This is a genomic window from Pedobacter sp. JCM 36344, from assembly GCF_046546555.1.
In the GTDB taxonomy this organism is placed as follows: Bacteria; Bacteroidota; Bacteroidia; order Sphingobacteriales; family Sphingobacteriaceae; genus Pedobacter.
The window spans coordinates 1-17310 of record NZ_JBKHKK010000007.1 but is presented as its reverse complement, the minus strand read 5'-3'; the positions used below and the strand labels follow the sequence as shown (position 1 = coordinate 17310).

Below are 17310 nucleotides of genomic sequence, written 5' to 3'. Positions count from 1 at the left end.
AAAGTAATTATTCAATTTTCGCAAGTAAGAACAAAGTTTTAAAAAGTTAATATTTTAGTATATTATGGGAAAAAAGGGTGTATTGTTAGTGAATTTGGGAACTCCTGATAGTCCGGAAGTTAGCGATGTAAGGAAGTATCTTGATCAGTTTCTGATGGATGAGCGGGTAATTGATATCAATGCTTTCAATCGTACATTACTTGTGAAAGGCATTATAGTTCCGTTCCGCAGTCCGAAAACCTCCAAATTGTATAAAGAGGTCTGGGATGAAAACGGCTCTCCTTTGCTGTATTACAGCAAAATTCAGACAGCTTTATTGCAAAAAAAACTTGGTGATGATTACCATGTAGAGCTTGCAATGCGTTATCAAAACCCTTCTATAATTTCAGCGTTAGAAAAGATGAAAGCCGGTTTGGTAGATAGTATTAAGGTCATTCCGATGTTTCCACAGTATGCGTCTGCCAGTACTGGATCAGTGATGCAAAGTGTTATGGAAATCGTAGGCAAATGGGCTACCATACCTCCAATTTCTTTTGTTAATTCATTCCACGATAACGAATTGATGATTGAAACTTTTGCTGAGAACGCCGCTAAATACAATCCTTCCAGTTTCGATCATATACTTTTTAGCTTCCATGGTCTTCCGCAACGTCAGCTTTTAAAGTGCGATCAAACCGGTCATTACTGCCTGAAAAAAGATGCATGTTGTGATAATTTCAATGACACCAATAAGTTTTGTTATTCCGCACAGGGGCACCATACTGCTAGCCTTATCGCGGCGAAATTAGGAATTGAAAGGGAGAATTACACAGTATGCTTTCAATCGCGATTGGGTAAAGAACCTTGGGTTCAACCTTATACAACCGATGTTTTGAAAAAATTGGCTGCTGAAGGTAAAAAACGCTTACTAGTATTTAGCCCGGCCTTCGTTGCAGACTGCCTGGAAACACTTTACGAAATCACCGTAGAGTACTATGAAGAATTTAAAGCTTTAGGAGGCGAACATGTTCAGCTAGTAGAAAGTTTAAATGACAATCCAAAATTTATTGATGCATTAGCAGACATGGTAATCGCATAGGCTATTACTGTTCCAGCCTGCTGAACAGATAGTTAAAGATTTTTTCCGTTGACCCCTTTTGTTCATCGACATAACGGCCGGCAAGTTGACCGGGTTCAGGTGTTGATGTTAAACTTTTGAACGCATTGTTTAGCTCGGCATTATTAGAAATGCTTTTGGCGCCTCCTATGCTGATCAAATCTTTTGCTTCCTGGAACCTTTGGTAGTTTGGTCCGAAGATCACTGGAATCCCAAATGCTGCGGCTTCAAGCGTATTGTGGATGCCAACTCCAAAACCACCACCAATATAAGCGATATTCCCATACTGATAAATTGAAGAAAGTAGTCCGATGTTGTCTATGATCAAAACTTGTGCGGTGTTCTCAACTCCAGCGTTTGAGAATTTAATAGAATTTGGAAAAAGCCTTTCGATATTGGAAATGTGATTCCGATCTATTTCATGTGGGGCGATGATGAATTTCCAGTCTGATTGAACTTTAGCAAGCTCGCTAATCAGTTGTTCATCTTCCGGCCAGCTGCTTCCAGCAATAAAAACTTTCTCATTTTTGGAGAATCTCGCAACAATTTCCAGTTGCTTGGGTGATTGAGCATTTTCTGAAACACGGTCAAAGCGCGTGTCGCCGCTTACGGTGACATTAGCGATGTTTATTTGCTGGAGCAAATTCTTACTCTCTTCGTTTTGCACAAAGAAGTGACTAACAAAACTTAAGATCTTCCTGTTGAATCCTCCATACCATTTGAAGTATATTTGTCCTGGTCTGAAAATTCCTGATATGATGAAGATAGGGATTTGCCTCGTAGATAAGGTATTATAGTAGTGATACCAATATTCATATTTAGTAAAAATGACCATTTCCGGGTTAAAAGCCGCAATGAGTTTATTGGCATTATAGGAAGTGTCTAAAGGAAGATAAAATACACCATCGGCTTCGGGATAATCTTTTCTGATTTCATATCCTGAAGGAGAAAAAAAGGTGATAACAATGCGCTTACCAGGATAAACTTTTTTTATCTTTTCGAGGACGGGTCTTCCTTGTTCAAATTCGCCAAGTGATGCGAAATGAAACCAGATGTGCTTTTTCGTAGGGTCTATAATCTGACCTACTTTTTTAAGTAAATTGACTCTCCCTTTTGTGAAAAGTGCCGCCTTTCTATTGAATAGAGCAAAAATAGCAATAATTGACCCGTAAAACTGAATTCCAATATTGTAAAGCCAAAGCATTTTGTTCGTTTATTTATTAACTTAGCCGAAGATACTTCAATAAAATTAGAATGAAATTCATAAGGTGTAATTACCCGTTTTAATCTTTGAGTAGATAGATATTTCGCAGAAAATACAGTTATAAATATAAAAATTGATGGAGCGTAAAAGAGTGTTGATTACGGGTGCTGCTGGCTTTTTAGGCTCACACTTGTGTGATAGGTTTATCAAAGAAGATTATTATGTTATCGGAATGGATAATCTTATTACGGGCGATCTTCAGAATATCGAGCATCTATTCGGATTGGAGAACTTTGAGTTCGCCCACCATGATGTTTCAAAATTTGTATATGTATCAGGCCCACTTGATTATATCTTGCATTTTGCTTCACCTGCCAGTCCAATTGATTACCTAAAAATTCCCATTCAAACTTTGAAAGTAGGATCATTAGGTACACATAATCTTTTGGGACTGGCAAAAAATAAAGGCGCCAGAATGCTGATTGCTTCTACTTCAGAGGTATATGGCGATCCAAGTGTAAATCCACAACCGGAAGAGTATTGGGGTAATGTAAACCCTGTTGGTCCAAGAGGAGTTTATGATGAAGCAAAGCGTTTCCAGGAAGCCATGACCATGGCTTATCATACCTTCCACGGTTTGGAAACCAGAATCGTTAGAATATTTAACACCTATGGACCAAGAATGCGTCTAAATGATGGCCGCGTCTTGCCAGCATTTATTGGCCAGGCTTTAAGAGGCGAGGATTTAACAGTTTTCGGCGACGGATCTCAAACTCGGTCGTTTTGTTATGTGGATGACCTCGTCGAGGGCATTTATAGATTATTGCTGTGCAACTATGCGCAGCCTGTTAACATTGGTAATCCTGATGAAATCACCATCAAACAGTTTGGCGAGGAAATCATTAAGTTAACGGGAACATCGCAAAAATTAGTGCTGAGAGATCTTCCTGTTGATGATCCAAAACAACGTAGACCTGATATTACCAAAGCAAAAGCCTTATTGGGCTGGGAGCCAAAGGTAAGCAGAGCGGAAGGATTGAAGATTACCTACGAATATTTCAAGTCGCTACCAGCAGAAGCGCTAACTAATAAAGAACATAAAGATTTCACAACTTACAATCGATAAAAGAAGAATGCCTAAAATATTAGTAACCGGAGGAACAGGATTTATTGGTTCGCACACCGTAGTAGAACTTCATAACGCAGGATACGAAGTTGTTATCATTGATGACTTTTCTAATTCTAGTCATAAAATACTTAAGCAAATTGAAGCGATTATTGGCATTGTTCCGGAGTGTGTAGCGCTTGATCTATGTGATGAAAGCAAGGTTAATGAATTTGCTGCTCAACATCCCGATGTCGCAGGAGTAATTCACTTCGCCGCTTTCAAAGCCGTGGGGGAATCTGTTCAGAAACCGCTTGAATACTATAAAAATAACTTTTACTCGCTCATTAATGTTATCAACGCTTACAAACGTTCGCTGAGTCTGGTATTCTCGTCTTCCTGCACTGTATATGGTCAGCCAGATGTGTTGCCAGTAACTGAATTCGCTCCAACCAAAAAAGCAGAGTCTCCTTATGGGAATACTAAGCAGATTGCTGAAGAGATTCTTCAAGAAACCTGTGCTGTAACTCCATCTTTGCATGTAATTTCTCTTCGTTACTTTAATCCCGTAGGGGCACACAGTACTGCATTGATTGGTGAATTACCAATTGGTGTTCCTCAGAATCTTGTTCCTTTTATCACACAGTCGGCGATCGGTAAACGTGGACAGATTACTGTGTACGGAAATGATTACGATACTGCTGATGGAAGTGCTGTGAGAGACTATATTCACGTTGTGGATTTAGCTAAGGCCCATGTAGCCGCCATCAGGCGCCTGGAGGCAAAGAAGGCAGAATCAAACTATGAAGTCTTCAATTTAGGTACTGGGAAAGGATCAACAGTTTTGGAGATCGTAAATGCTTTCGAACAGTCAACAGGGGAGAAGCTTAACTATGCCATCGGCCCTAGAAGGAATGGTGATGTGGAGAAAGTGTGGGGGGATGTAACCAAATCTGCAGAGGTTTTAGGTTGGAAAGCTGAACTTGGTGTAGAGGACATGATGCGCTCAGCCTGGAATTGGGAAAAGTATTTAAAGGATAATCCTTTTTAATGCGTTTAGCTGAGCACAAAGATCTCAAGGCGGAGATTAAATCCTTACCTGAAAAGGAAAAGGATAAGCTGTTGCTTAGACTTATTGCAAAAGATAAGGTATTGACTGAACACCTTCATTTTATGCTTCTTGAAAATGAGGAAGATCTTAATTCAAGATTTCAGCACCTTCGAGAGCATATTGATGAAGGTATAAAGGAATTGAATTCGGCGAGAAAGGGTTCATCCAAGGATATACTTTTGAAGATAAGAAAGCTGAGTGGAAGTATTAGCCATCATCAAAAGGTCACAAAGAATACAATGACCGAGATCGAATTAAGAATTCATCTTCTAAAAGATGTTCCGATTGATTTTAAAGACGGTATTTTCTCTCCGATGTATAAGTTCAATGAAAAGTTATTCATCTATTATGTTAAGGCCGTAATCGCTTTACTTAATAAGTTTAAAAGGCTTCATGAGGACATACAGTTTGACATGAAGGTACAAGTAAATGTCATTCTAAAAAAAATATATACTCACAAAACCGCTGTTATCGCCACGGAATTGGGGTTGCCAAATGAAATATGAGCTTATAGCTAATGAATCCTTCTACTCGTACCTTAAAGCTTCAACTGGATCCAGTTTTGAAGCTTTTTTTGCAGGATAGTATCCTGAAGCGATCCCTACAAGAACGCAAAGCGCAAATCCTCCTGATATCCATTGCCATGGGATCAGAAAGGAGCCACCCATAGCGAAGGAAATTAAGTTCCCAAGGGCTATACCCAGAAAAATCCCAAAAGCTCCACCCATAAGACAGATCATAACTGCTTCCATAAGAAACTGTTTTCTGATAACCGATGGGTTTGCGCCGATCGCTTTTCTGATACCTATTTCGCGGGTTCTTTCTGTAACGGATACAAGCATAATGTTCATCAGACCTATCGATGCGCCAATTAAAGTTATTCCTCCAATAGCTATTCCACCCATTACTATGTATTTCAGGTTTTCAAATAATGTTTGCGCGACGGCATCACTTTTAATGATCTCAAAGTTATTGGGTTCCGCAATCTTAACCTTTCTTATTTTCCTGAACTCACCTGTAGATTCGCCAATAACATTTTCCATCTGGTCATTGTTGACGACCATAACTGTGATGGTATAGGAAGGATTTGAGTTTGAATTGATTAGTTTGGCCTTTAGGAGCGGGACAAATACTGCTCTGTCACCACTAAAGCCCATACTCTGACCTTTTGACTCGAGTACTCCGACTACTTTGAGGCGATGGTTTCCAACATTGATGATTTTATCCAATGGGGATCCGTCTTTAAAGAGTTTTGTGCTTATCTCACTACCAATAATACACAGATTGTTTCCACCCTGCGTTTCTGCGATGGTGAAATTTCTACCCATCCCAAGATTTAGTCCCTGAGAATTTAATCCATTCTCATCAATTCCCATGATGTTAATATTTGGATTGGTCTTTTCATTATCGTATTTTGCTGTAGCACCACCACTAGCGTTTACGCTTATAGCTACAGTTGCAGGCGCAATAAGATGTTCTTTAAAGTTAATCGCATCTTCATATTTAATTGACCTGAATGGTTTCGGTCTTTGCCCGCCACCACCGATCCTAATGCCTATACCTCTGTTCCTGATGGTAAATGAATTGGCACCCATACTTGAGAAAGCTTCTGTCATACTTTTTTTTACAGCATCTAGTGTGGTTAATATCCCCACTAAAGCTGACAAGCCTATTGCTATAATTAATGCAGTTAGCATTGTACGCAACCTATTACTTTTTATGGAATGTATGGCTAGTTTGGCGTTTTCGGTATAGGTCATTATTGTTAGATAAAATCTCTGTGGGTGTAAAATAAAAAGTCCCGCTGTTAAGACAACGGGACTGGTTATAATGTTACAATTATGATTAATTAAACGGCAAAGCTTGTGCCGCAACCACAAGTGCTGGCCGCATTTGGGTTACTGAAAGTAAAGCCTCTAGAGTTCAAGCCGTCATGCCAATCTACCTGCATTCCCAGAAGATACATTTGGTGGGCTTTATTCATGAAGACTCTAATTTCATCTATCATAAATTCCTGATCACCATCTTTTTTTTGATCGAAACCTAGAACATAGCTCATCCCTGAACAACCACCTCCATCTACACCAACACGTAAACCAAAGTCTTCAGAGATCTCTTGCTGGTCTCTTAACTTCAGAAGTTCTTTAACCGCACCTGCTGTAAATACTACCGGTGCAAACGCTGTTTCAACTGTATTACTCATAGCTTATAAATAAATATTTCTTCACCTACTGAAAAAACTGATTTCTGATGTAAAGATAAATAAAATGTACATTTTTGTTGAGGTGACCTCTTAATTATTACCGTAGATAAACAATTTCAAATGTATTTACCAGCTTTTCTATATCAAGTCGCAACGTTTATTATTCCTGCAATAGTCATTCTTACTTTTGCACATTATTTATTCAGAAAAGAGTTCGACAAATATCTGGATCTTAAATTTCCTGAAACAACATCCACAGGTAATGATGAGTTGCTCCCGCTTAAACTTCAGGCGCACGAAAGGATGATCGTGTTTGTTGAACGTATCAATCCATCAAATGTTCTGGTAAGATTACATCATCGAGGTATCAATGTTGCAGATCTGCAATCTTTAGTAATAAACGAAATCAATTCAGAATATCAGCACAACATCACGCAGCAGCTTTATATTGGATATGAAACCTGGAATGTAATAAAAAGGCTAAAGGAAGACACGATAGCAATGGTTGGTAATGCGGCTAAGGGTCTTGAATCGGATGCAACCGGGGTCGATTTAAGCAAGAGGATCTTACAACATATTTCTTTAATGCAGGAAAACCCTTACGATTTAACCCTAACGCTGATAAAAAAGGGAATTCACTAGAAATCATATTATGGAGAATAAATTTGTCACAACGTCCGGCATAGAAATTAAGGAAGTTTACTGTTCTGCCATTCCTCTTGAGGATAGTCCTGGAATATTTCCTTTCACCAGGGGTATTCAAAAGGACATGTACAGAGGTCGATTGTGGACCATGAGGCAGTATGCAGGCTTCTCAACAGCAGAAGAATCGAATAAGCGTTATCACTACTTACTTGCTCAAGGGACCACTGGTTTATCAGTGGCTTTTGATCTACCAACTCAGATAGGGTATGATTCTGATCATGAAATGTCTGACGGTGAGGTCGGTAAGGTAGGCGTGGCTATTGACTCTTTGAGAGATATGGAACAACTATTTGATGGCATAGAGTTGCAAAAAATAACTACCTCAATGACCATAAATGCTACCGCATCCATTTTGCTGGCCATGTATATTGCATTGGCCAAGAAGCAGGGCGCAGATATTCGACAAATTTCAGGTACCATTCAGAATGATATATTAAAAGAGTATGCTGCAAGGGGAACCTATATATACCCACCAAAGGCCTCCATGCGTATTATCACTGATATATTTGAATATTGTAGCAAAGAAGTTCCTAAATGGAATACTATATCAATCTCCGGATACCACATTAGAGAAGCTGGAAGTACGGCCGTTCAGGAACTCGCTTTCACGCTTGCGAATGGGAAAGCTTACTTGATTGCGGCATTGGAAAAGGGATTGGATATAAATGTATTTGCAAAGCGTTTATCCTTTTTCTTCAATTGTCACAATAACTTTTTTGAAGAGATTGCGAAATTTAGGGCTGCTAGAAGAATGTGGGCTAACATCACAAAATCATTAGGGGCAGCAGACGAAAAAGCTCAAATGTTAAGATTTCATACGCAAACCGGAGGTTCGACTTTGACAGCTCAGCAGCCTTTGAATAACGTGGTTCGGGTGGCCAATCAGGCCATGGCTGCGGTAATTGGAGGAACTCAATCCTTGCATACTAATGGTTATGATGAGGCATTGTCCTTACCTACTGAAGCCGCTGCGAAAGTGGCTTTGCGTACTCAACAAATCATTGCCTTTGAGAGCGGAATTACTGATACGGTAGACCCTCTGGGAGGCTCTTATTTTATCGAAAGTTTGACTAATGAAATTGAATCAGCTGCACAGCTATATATAGATAAAATTGACGCTATGGGGGGTGCTGTAAATGCTATTGAAAATGACTATGTGCAAAACGAGATTGCGGCTGCTTCTTATAAATACCAGCTGGAAGTTGAAGAGGGTAGTAGGGTTATTGTAGGAGTGAATCGTTTTGTTCAACAGGAGGAAGGAACAATAGAAGGATTCAAGATAGATGATTCAATTCGCCTTGCGCAATCGGACAAGATAGCGCTCCTGAAGTCTGAAAGGGATGATTTGTTGGTTAAGAACGCTCTTGCTAATTTGAAGGATACAGCCTTAGGTGAGGAAAATCTCATGCCTGTCATATTGGTTGCAGTAGAAGCTTACGCCACACTTGGTGAAATCGCCAACGTATTCCGTGAGGTATTTGGGGAACATAAGCAATGTTAAAAAATAGTTATCAACACAAAAAATTTAGGTTAAGCATGATATGCTGTTGCAAGCTAAGTACTTACAAAATAGATGAAATTTATGTTTCATTTGTTGATAATTTTTTGAATATTCGATCTCTCGAAACAGCCAGTTTTTAGTGCTTGTATCGTTACTGTAAACCAACAAATTATAGAATTGCAATGGAAAAAACTTGTACCGAAGTATGGAAGAATTGTCTCCAAATCATTAAGGATAACATTCCGAACCAAAGTTTCAAAACTTGGTTCGAACCGATATCAGCTCTGAAATTGGATGGCAAAGTTTTAACCATCCAGGTTCCTAGTTTGTTTTTCTATGAATGGTTGGAAGAACATTACGTAGGGCTATTGCGTAAAACAGTGAAAAAGCAACTTGGAGATGAAGGTAGGTTAGAATATAATATCGTTGTAGACAAATCATCGAACACCGGTTCTCCTTATACTACTAATATGCCGAGTAACGGAAATGGGGCAGAAGCAAAGATTCAATCAATGCCAATTCCTGTTTCAATAAATAAGGATATTAGAAACCCATTTATAATACCTGGGTTGAAAAAGCTGAACGTAGATCCTCAGCTGAATTCAAACTACACTTTTGATAACTACATTGAAGGAGATTGCAATCGTTTAGCAAGATCTGCAGGCTATGCTGTTGCGGCAAAGCCTGGCGGTACTTCTTTCAATCCATTAATGATCTATGGCGGGGTAGGCTTAGGTAAAACGCACCTTGCGCAGGCTATTGGCAACGAGATTAAGCGTAACATGCCAGATAAACTGGTAATCTACGTGTCTTGCGAGAAATTCTGTCAGCAGTTTGTTGACTCTTTAAAAAACAATACCATTAATGACTTTGTGAATTTCTATCAGGCAATGGATGTAATCATTATGGATGACGTACACAACTTTGCGGGTAAAGAAAAAACTCAGGATATCTTCTTCCATATCTTTAATCATCTGCATCAGTCGGGTAAACAAGTGATCTTGTCCTCTGATAAGGCGCCAAAAGACTTAGCAGGTTTAGAAGAAAGGCTCTTGAGCCGTTTTAAATGGGGGCTTTCTGCCGATCTTCAGATCCCTGATTTGGAAACAAGGATTGCTATCCTACGGAAAAAGATGTATGCTGACGGAATTGAACTTCCTGCAGAAGTGGTAGAGTATGTTGCCCATAACATTGACAACAATGTTCGTGAGCTTGAAGGCGCTATGGTTTCATTACTTGCGCAGTCTACCCTAAACAAGAAAGACATCGATCTTGCTTTAGCAAAACAAATGCTGAAGAACTTTATCAAGAATACTACTAAAGAGATCTCAATGGAATACATTCAGAAACTAGTATGTGACTATTTTGAAGTACCTATTGACATGGTGAAATCCCAAACACGAAAGCGAGAGATTGTACAGGCACGTCAAATTTCTATGTATCTTTCTAAGAGCCATACGAAATCTTCACTAAAAACTATCGGTGCTTTTTTTGGAGGAAGAGATCACTCAACAGTTATTTATGCTTGTCAGACTGTTGAAGATTTAATTGATACCGATAAAAAATTCAAAGGATATGTTCACGATATCCAAAAGAAATTAAAGATGAGCTAGTCTTTTAGGCTAGCTCACCCAAAGCCATCAAACCATACATCAAAGCAGTGCAGTGAATAGACTGTGCAATTTCATTGGTCTTAAGTAGCTGTTTTACCTCCGCAATTGTATATTCCTCAACAACTAAAATCTCATGTTCATCTAAATGTTGTTTGTGAGTTTTAACACCTCCCTTCAACAAATAGGTATAAGAGATGTTATTAGATGTTGCAGGATTTGGATAGTTGCTGGCCAGAAGTTCAACACTATCAAAAGTGTAACCCGTTTCTTCCAGCATCTCTCTTTTTATAGCTTCTTCAGGACTTTCCTCTCCATCGATCACCCCACCGGGTATTTCCAATGAAATGATATCACCTCCATGGCGATATTGGCGAACCATAATGATTTTATTATCCTGAGTAATAGCAACTGCTGTTACCCAGTTTGGGTACTCAAGAACATAGTAGTCGTCTTTAATCACTCCGTTCTGGAGGTCAACAACATCAACCCTCAACGTTGCCCACTTCTCTTTAACAAGGTATTTGGAAGAGATTGTTTTCCATTTTATAATTTCCATCTATAAGATATAAAGGATTACCAGCTTCCGCTGCTACCGCCGCCGCCGAAACTACCACCGCCGAATCCACCGAAACCGCCGCCGCCGCTACTACTGCTACCACCGCCGCCCCAGCCACCGCCAGAGCTTCTACCACTTCCTAAAAGCATACCCAAAAATAAGGCGTTCGAAACACCACGGCCACCAATCACCTGACCACCACCACCACCGCCTCCTCTTTTAATTAAGGCAACTACCACCGCAATGATGACGATTAAGATCACGATCGATCCGATGCCTCCGCCCTTATTGTTTTTGGATTTTGGCGCATCATTTTTATACTCACCCCTCGTGTATTTTATAATAGAAGTTGTTCCATCTTCGAGTCCCTGGTAATAGTTTCCAGCTTTGAAGGCTGGTTTTATATCGTTTTCAATGATTCGTTTTGCATAGATATCAGGCAAAACACCCTCTACGCCATAGCCTGTCTGAATAGAGATTTTACGATCGCCGAGTGCAACTACGATCATTATGCCGTTATTTTTGCCGGCCTGACCTACACCCCACTTGCGACCTAGTCCTAGCGCGTATTCGTTAATATCATAATCTCCAACAGTTTTCACAATTGCGATTGCGATCTGTGTAGAACTTGAGTCACCGAATGTGATTAGTTTTTGCTCTAACTGCTGTTTTTGAGCAGTGCTTAAGGTATTTGTGTAATCGTTAACCAGTGTGCTTGGCTTGGCAGGAAAGTCTTGCGCGAATCCGGCATAGCTGGATGAAATCAGGAATAATGCGATTAGTAGTTTTTTCATACTCACTAACGTTTGTTTTGATCCATAAAAACAATCTCGTTCGGAAGTTCATTGATGTCTCCCTGTTCAAAGGGGTAGAAAGTGGCCAACTTTTCGCCTGCCAACAGGATGCCTGCAATGATGCCTTGTGTTAAATTGCCGGAAGCGAAGTGTGCTTGCATGGCTACTTTGGTTGTTTCCCAGAAATCTTTTGGCACCACTCTGTTTATACCACTATCTCCAATTATGGCGAATTTATGATCGGCATGAGCCAAATATATTAACACACCATTATGTCTTGAAGTCTTATGCATCCCCAACTTACTAAAATGAGAAGTAGCCCTTTCAATTGGATCGCCTTCACAATGCTTATCTATTGCTATTCTAATCTCTCCAGAGGTTGCTTTCTCAGCTTCAGCGATTGCATTGGAGATTTGTTCTTGTTGTTCTTCTGTGAATATGCCCATGATAGGATTGTATGTGAAAAATAAAAGATAATGATTGTCTAATCTCTTAAACGCACATTACCTTTATTATTGTCAAAGATTAAAATTCAACTTTTGGCGCATTTTGTGAACCTGCCTCTGCTTTGAAAGCAGCCTTCTGGTTAAAACCAAACATACCCGCTGTCAGGTTATTCGGAAATGACCTCACCTTTGTATTGTAAGTTTGCACGGACTCATTGAAGTCTTTTCTGGAAACGGCAATTCTATTTTCAGTTCCTTCCAACTGAGCGGAAAGCTCACTAAACTGTTGTGTAGCCTTCAATTCCGGGTAATTTTCAGTTAACACCATCAGTTTACCCAGAGCCTGACTTAATTGCCCTTGAGCTGCCTGATATTTCTGCATGTTTTCTTCCGTTAGTTTGTCTGGATCGATAGTGATCTGACTCGCTTTAGAACGGGCCTCTATCACTTGGGTCAGTGTGGTTTGTTCAAATTTTGCAGCACCTTTGACTGTACTTACTAAATTTGGGATAAGATCTGAGCGACGTTGGTATTGAGTTTCAACTTGTGCCCATTTGGTTTTAACATTCTCGTCCATTTTTATAAGACCGTTGTAACCACAGCCACTAACAGCGACGAGTAGAAACAAAACTCCGACTACTACTAAAACTACTTTTTTCATATTTTCTGTTTTTGTTTAAGATAACAACCCTTTACGGGAGATATCGTTTGTTTTCAATTGTTAATCTACAGATTAGAACTCAATAAGTATACCTTTGTTACAATGGGAGGCAAAAACCTGACAATCTTCAGTTGTTGTCAGGTTGATTAATGCTCTACTCAACCTCTCAAGACATTCTGACACTTCCTGAAGAAGATAAGTTTGCCTTATTCCTATCCTTCGGTATTCGTACCTTTGTTTCATTCGGGATAGATACCTGACTACATTATATGCAGAAAGACATAGAAATAACCATCGCTCCTGAAGATCTTGAGCTCAAACATACGATAAATGAGCAGCTTGCTGCTGCCCTGAACTTAGGAGTAAAGCATATAGGTGGCTATCAAATTTTAAAAAGGTCAATTGATGCGAGATCCAGAAAAGTAATTTATCGCCTCCAAGTGAAGGTTTTTATTGATGAGAAACCTGTGGAACAGCTAGTAAATTATACTTATCCAAATGTTTCTAATGGTAGGCGCGTCATTATTGTTGGCGCTGGTCCGGCAGGATTGTTCGCTGCTTTACAGTGCATAGAGAATGGTTTGAAGCCAGTAGTTTTAGAACGTGGAAAAGACGTAAAGCAGCGAAGGCGCGATCTTGCAGCGATAAATAAAGATGGCCTAGTTAACACGGAATCAAACTACTGTTACGGGGAAGGAGGGGCTGGAACTTACTCAGATGGCAAACTTTACACCCGATCCAACAAACGCGGGGATATCAATAAAGTATTGCAAATTTTTGTGCAACACGGGGCGACCGCTGATATTATGATTGATGCTCGTCCGCATATCGGCACCAACAAGCTTCCTCAAATTATTACAAGCATCCGGGAGACTATTTTAAATGCTGGTGGGGAAGTTCATTTTAATCAAAAAGTAACTGATCTAACTGTATCGTTTGGCAAAATAACTGGCGTGGTAGTTAACGATGGTGAAACACTTAAAACGAATGCTGTGATCTTGGCTACTGGTCATTCTGCCAGAGATATTTATGAGTTGTTAAATAGCAATGGCATCACTGTTGAGGCGAAACCCTTCGCCTTAGGTGTTCGCATAGAGCATCCGCAGGCCATTATTGATGCTGCCCAATACCACTGTGCTATTAGAAGTGAATTTTTGCCTCCTGCCTATTATAGCTTGGTGGAACAGGTGGAAGAACGCGGGGTGTTCTCATTCTGTATGTGCCCCGGTGGCATTATTGCACCTTGTGCTACACATGATAATGAGATTGTGGTTAATGGATGGTCTCCTTCTAAAAGAAATAATCCTTTTGCCAATTCAGGCACAGTAGTACAAATCACCCTTGATGATGTGCAAGGTGAAGATCCTTTGCGGATGATGAACTTTCAATCCGAAATAGAAAAGAACGCTTTTAGATTAGGTGGCGGTGATTTGGTTGCACCGGGACAGCGGATGGTTGATTTTGTGGAAAAGAGACTATCTGTAGACCTGCCAGTAAATTCTTATTTGCCGGGTACCAAAAGTGCATTACTTGATGAAATTCTTCCAGGATTTGTTGCATCAAGCCTAAGGAAAGCATTGCCTGTGTTTGGTAAGAAGATGAAAGGTTACTATACCAATGAGGCTATTTTAGTGGGTGTTGAAAGCAGAAGTTCTTCACCTGTTCGGATCCCGAGGGATAAGGAAAGCTACCAGCATCCATTGGTTTCAGGGTTGTTTCCATGCGCAGAAGGTGCGGGATATGCTGGAGGTATCGTTTCTGCCGCAATCGACGGCATTAACTGTGCGAATGCGGTATTGAAAGTTAGCTAAACACTATCTGAATTTGTTTGTTGTAAAATTTAATACGATATATACTACGTTATGAAGAAAACTTTAATTATTGGAGCCACGCCAAATCCTGCACGATATGCTTTTAAAGCTGCTCAGCTGCTTAAATCTAAAGGTCATGACATTGTTAATGTTGGAATCAAGAAAGGGGAGGTAGCCGTTGAAGAGATTGAGATGCCTGATGCAATCCACAATGATATTCATACAATTACTTTATACATCGGTACGGATTTGCAAGCTCAATACCATAATTATATCCTTAAGACTAGCCCTAAGCGGGTCATTTTTAACCCTGGAACTGAAAATGAGCAGCTAGAGACATTGCTTAAACAGAATGGCATTGAGCCAGTGGAGGCGTGTACATTAGTCTTATTGTCTACTGGTCAGTATTAATCTATTCTAAACAGCTAATTCAACTTAGCATTTCTTATGCAATCTCAGTTTGAGCTTGGTTCTAATTTTTATATCGCTGAATTTACCAAAATTCTTCCGGTTTGTTCAAGCAATCTTATTGTAGTCCATTATTAGCTTTCTATCGGTTTTTTTAATAAAATAGGCGTTTAAGGACTTCTATGCCAAAAGTACAGGACAACAGCGTGTCAACTACACTATTCACTATAGGCAGTAGATGAGCTTTTAGCCGAAGCTGTTTAGATAGGTTTGCATTGATCTGGCATTCGGCTATTATAATTCTAAATTTCTCCAACTCTGTTTTTTGAGAAAATACTGTCGTTGATATGTGGTTTGTACTGAAGTTTTTCAAATACCGCTCCGCTATGTGTTTTATGGCTGTTTGCTTCGGGCCGAGCGCTAGCAGACACGAAGCAGACCCGAAGCAGACACGAAGCCGAGACATAGCTGAGGGCACTAGTAATAAACTAGTAACGCCGTTCTTTGTGGCCCTGAAATAGGGAAATGTAGAAGTATTTAGTAGCATAATTAGAAGCAGCATTGGTTGATTGCTTAAACGAACCTACAATACTGCTATTTAAAAAAAGCAGATTTTATATTTAAAAAGTGTTAACTGCACACTTAAACTGGTAACTGTACACATAAATCCTTAAGTGTTCACTTAAAATGCTAACTGCGCAATAAGCAATTAAGGCTTAAATTGCCCACCAGCATCTCAATTAATATTTTTCAAGATCACAATGGGTTAGAAATTAATCTGTTGCTTGATCAAGCTTTGGTTCGAAACAATGTACAGGCACTACCGCGAAAAATGCTCGAGCAATAATATAAAACTTTTCAGCGGTCATTTTACTGCTAAAATATCAACAAAATATAATCCAATCATTATCATATGATAATGATTGGATTCGCAATAGCAAATACTGTTGATCAAAATTTATAACTTCAATTTAATGATCTGCTAATTATGGTTGCACCATAATCTACCAAGAAATGATACCTGGAAAGAATGAAAATAGACCCGAACTTAAAAAACTTTTTAAAATATAAGAAAAGATGATCTGATTGTTGTTCGGAAATGGGATCGTCTTGGTAGATCACTTTAAAATCCGGGAGTCCTTAGCATGAACGAAGGTTTTGCTGTTTTGAGATGCTGCGTTCTTTGCAACCATTAATATTTCGGCTGAGCGAAAATGGGATGCGAAACGGTAATTCCACTAAATCACGCACTAGCTCAAAATAGCTGTTTGCAATCTATTTATAAGATCCATGTATCTTTAACTTTGCTAATTACCCATTTATTATCTATTTTTTTTATTATCTATTTTTTCAATAATGACTAAATAACCTAAACCACATCTATCTCCGCAATAATAACCTACCTCAAAAGTTCCTAATTCTTTTCTAACATCAAATTCCATATTAAAAAAACCAAAACTCCTGCAAATTTAGGATACTTAGCAGTCCAATTTTTATAATTAATAGCTGGAGGTAATTCGGAAAGGTGTTTAAATATAAATTTTCGATTATTATAATTTTGTAGTTCTGTATTGTCATTTATTAAGCAACCCCTTCCAATAGCGATAATAAGATTAAGTGTGTCATTTTTTAAGGCTTCTATTTTAATTTCATAATCGATATTTCTTTTGTGTTGTCCAATTAAATCTCGCCCAACCCATTTTCTATTTTGGTCATAAATATCTTTTCCTCTTTCCGGAAAACTCATAAAAAGTCTTTGATCCATATAAGTCGAATCAACAACTTTTAAAAATATTTCGCTTAAAACTTTTTGTTCAAACTGCTCGTCGGTAATCTTTTTTTTGCAACTAAATAGAATGATTGCTATTATTAAAGATAGGAACCCTACTCGATTTATAATCATATTATTGTAGCTAGTAATATACTATATCCTATAATGTAAAACAACAATTGTCGTTAAATTTCCAAATCATCATTTGCCCATCGTCGCTCCTAGAAATCAAATATTTACCATATCAATCCAGATCAGAATGTGATTTAATGGGAATGACCTTCGGTTTTTTCTTAAATTTAGGACTTAAAAAGGATACAGCAAT

General features: G+C 39.0%; 17 protein-coding genes. 9 read left to right on the top strand and 8 right to left on the bottom strand.

Features of this window, described 5'->3' with window-relative positions; all coding sequences use genetic code 11:
* The first annotated feature begins 64 nt into the window (after positions 1–64).
* Positions 65–1078, top strand: coding sequence for a ferrochelatase (gene hemH, locus ACHFIZ_RS08225; RefSeq protein WP_410884708.1), 1014 nt, complete (start codon positions 65–67; stop codon positions 1076–1078).
* 4 nt (positions 1079–1082) lie between these two features.
* Here hemH and ACHFIZ_RS08220 read toward each other — a convergent pair whose 3' ends face one another.
* Entirely contained in the window at positions 1083–2300 is a 1218-nt protein-coding gene (locus ACHFIZ_RS08220; RefSeq protein WP_410884706.1) for a 3-deoxy-D-manno-octulosonic acid transferase, read from the bottom strand.
* A 136-nt stretch (positions 2301–2436) separates the two neighbouring features.
* On the opposite strand from ACHFIZ_RS08220, the gene ACHFIZ_RS08215 reads away from it, so the two are divergent.
* From ACHFIZ_RS08215 to ACHFIZ_RS08205, 3 genes are read left to right on the top strand one after another with little or no spacing between them, the layout of a single operon-like run.
* A complete protein-coding gene (locus tag ACHFIZ_RS08215; RefSeq protein WP_410884704.1) occupies positions 2437–3426 on the top strand; it encodes a UDP-glucuronic acid decarboxylase family protein in 990 nt (329 codons plus the stop codon).
* 7 nt (positions 3427–3433) lie between these two features.
* Positions 3434–4456, top strand: a complete 1023-nt coding sequence (gene galE / locus ACHFIZ_RS08210; protein WP_410884702.1) for a UDP-glucose 4-epimerase GalE — start codon at positions 3434–3436, stop codon at positions 4454–4456.
* Entirely contained in the window at positions 4456–5022 is a 567-nt protein-coding gene (locus ACHFIZ_RS08205; protein ID WP_410884700.1) for a hypothetical protein, read from the top strand. The genes galE and ACHFIZ_RS08205 overlap by 1 nt, the downstream gene beginning before the upstream one ends.
* A gap of 21 nt (positions 5023–5043) precedes the next feature.
* On the opposite strand, the gene ACHFIZ_RS08200 is transcribed toward ACHFIZ_RS08205, so the two are convergent.
* Positions 5044–6276: an ABC transporter permease gene (locus tag ACHFIZ_RS08200; RefSeq protein ID WP_410884698.1), complete on the bottom strand. Its 1233-nt coding sequence runs from the start codon at positions 6274–6276 to the stop codon at positions 5044–5046.
* Positions 6277–6365: 89 nt separating this feature from the next.
* Positions 6366–6719, bottom strand: coding sequence for a HesB/IscA family protein (locus ACHFIZ_RS08195; protein ID WP_410884696.1), 354 nt, complete (start codon positions 6717–6719; stop codon positions 6366–6368).
* A 120-nt stretch (positions 6720–6839) separates the two neighbouring features.
* Between ACHFIZ_RS08195 and ACHFIZ_RS08190 the strand changes: the two genes are divergently transcribed.
* The 3 genes from ACHFIZ_RS08190 (at position 6840) to dnaA (ending at position 10538) form a co-directional block, all read left to right on the top strand.
* Positions 6840–7361: a hypothetical protein gene (locus tag ACHFIZ_RS08190; RefSeq protein WP_410884694.1), complete on the top strand. Its 522-nt coding sequence runs from the start codon at positions 6840–6842 to the stop codon at positions 7359–7361.
* 10 nt (positions 7362–7371) lie between these two features.
* Positions 7372–8925, top strand: a complete 1554-nt coding sequence (locus ACHFIZ_RS08185) for a methylmalonyl-CoA mutase (RefSeq protein ID WP_410884692.1) — start codon at positions 7372–7374, stop codon at positions 8923–8925.
* 182 nt (positions 8926–9107) lie between these two features.
* Positions 9108–10538: a chromosomal replication initiator protein DnaA gene (dnaA, locus tag ACHFIZ_RS08180; protein ID WP_410884690.1), complete on the top strand. Its 1431-nt coding sequence runs from the start codon at positions 9108–9110 to the stop codon at positions 10536–10538.
* A 4-nt stretch (positions 10539–10542) separates the two neighbouring features.
* Here dnaA and ACHFIZ_RS08175 read toward each other — a convergent pair whose 3' ends face one another.
* The 4 genes from ACHFIZ_RS08175 to ACHFIZ_RS08160 all read right to left on the bottom strand — a co-directional run bounded on the left by ACHFIZ_RS08175 (position 10543) and on the right by ACHFIZ_RS08160 (position 12995).
* Entirely contained in the window at positions 10543–11094 is a 552-nt protein-coding gene (locus ACHFIZ_RS08175; protein ID WP_410884688.1) for an NUDIX hydrolase, read from the bottom strand.
* 17 nt (positions 11095–11111) lie between these two features.
* Entirely contained in the window at positions 11112–11888 is a 777-nt protein-coding gene (locus ACHFIZ_RS08170) for a TPM domain-containing protein (protein WP_410884686.1), read from the bottom strand.
* 5 nt (positions 11889–11893) lie between these two features.
* Positions 11894–12334: a TPM domain-containing protein gene (locus ACHFIZ_RS08165; protein ID WP_410884684.1), complete on the bottom strand. Its 441-nt coding sequence runs from the start codon at positions 12332–12334 to the stop codon at positions 11894–11896.
* Between the two features lie 79 nt (positions 12335–12413).
* A complete protein-coding gene (locus ACHFIZ_RS08160) occupies positions 12414–12995 on the bottom strand; it encodes a LemA family protein (protein ID WP_410884682.1) in 582 nt (193 codons plus the stop codon).
* A gap of 269 nt (positions 12996–13264) precedes the next feature.
* Here ACHFIZ_RS08160 and ACHFIZ_RS08155 point away from each other — a divergent pair, with 269 nt between their 5' ends.
* A complete protein-coding gene (locus ACHFIZ_RS08155) occupies positions 13265–14806 on the top strand; it encodes an FAD-dependent protein (RefSeq protein WP_410884680.1) in 1542 nt (513 codons plus the stop codon).
* Positions 14807–14857: 51 nt separating this feature from the next.
* On the top strand, positions 14858–15217 hold the full coding sequence (locus ACHFIZ_RS08150) for a CoA-binding protein (protein WP_410884678.1): 360 nt from the start codon (positions 14858–14860) through the stop codon (positions 15215–15217).
* 1411 nt (positions 15218–16628) lie between these two features.
* Here the strand turns inward: ACHFIZ_RS08150 and ACHFIZ_RS08145 are convergent.
* Positions 16629–17117, bottom strand: coding sequence for a hypothetical protein (locus tag ACHFIZ_RS08145; RefSeq protein ID WP_410884676.1), 489 nt, complete (start codon positions 17115–17117; stop codon positions 16629–16631).
* Positions 17118–17310: the final 193 nt, after the last annotated feature.